This window comes from Halorubrum saccharovorum DSM 1137 (assembly GCF_000337915.1).
GTDB lineage: Archaea > Halobacteriota > Halobacteria > Halobacteriales > Haloferacaceae > Halorubrum > Halorubrum saccharovorum.
The window spans coordinates 1-232 of the sequence record NZ_AOJE01000022.1 but is presented as its reverse complement, the minus strand read 5'-3'; the positions used below and the strand labels follow the sequence as shown (position 1 = coordinate 232).

The 232-nt window shown below is 68.1% G+C and carries 1 pseudogene; it reads left to right on the top strand.

What is annotated here, in order from left to right:
• Window positions 1-232 (top strand): annotated as a pseudogene (locus C471_RS17375) (hypothetical protein); the annotation flags it as partial.

The window sequence follows — 232 nt, the reverse complement described above, 5'->3', positions numbered from 1 at the left end:
GCCTGCGGTACACCATCAGCCTCCACCGGCCGGATGTCTCGTTCATCACCGAGGACAACTACGCACTCGAGCCTGAGGACGTCCGCCCGCACTCCCCGCTGGCGATGGCGGACGGCGACAGCGACCAGTACCCCGACCTGACCGCCCAAGAGCACGGTACGAGCGTCACCAGCGACGTCGCCGACGATTACGACGCGCTGTCGGCCGGCGATCTCGTCCATGCGACGGCGGT